This window comes from Aeromonas sp. MaB10011B (genome assembly GCF_017939325.1).
GTDB classification, from domain to species: domain Bacteria; phylum Pseudomonadota; class Gammaproteobacteria; order Enterobacterales; family Aeromonadaceae; genus Aeromonas; species Aeromonas caviae.
On the sequence record NZ_JAGKRK010000085.1, the window covers coordinates 1 to 338 of the forward strand.

1 protein-coding gene is annotated in these 338 nt (G+C 66.0%); it reads right to left on the reverse strand.

Annotated features, from left to right (window positions below):
• Window positions 1-338 (reverse strand): hypothetical protein (locus J9893_RS20370; protein WP_246875663.1); only part of this gene is annotated, 338 nt, incomplete at both ends.

A 338-nucleotide genomic window follows, 5' to 3' on the forward strand; every position in this document is an offset into this window, starting at 1 on the left:
GCCGCGCCATCCGCCCCCTGCACGTCGTTGGTGATGACGTTGCCATTGAGGACCAGGTTGTTCTCGCTCGCTACCGTCAGGTTGACGTCGCTCACCGCCGTCGGCACGTCGTCCACGATCTGCACGCTCAGGGTGTTCGAGGCCGAATCCCCGTCGCTGTCCACCAGGCTCACCGCGAAGTCTTCGAACAGACTGTTGTTGCCGTCCGCCGTCGGGTGCGCCTCGTTGTCGTTCAGGGTGTAGCTGTAGCTCACCAGCCCGGTCGCCGGGTTGTACCCGGTGATGGTCAGGGTGTTGCCCAGCGGCGTGGTCACCCCGCTCAGCGGGAAGCCCGCCAC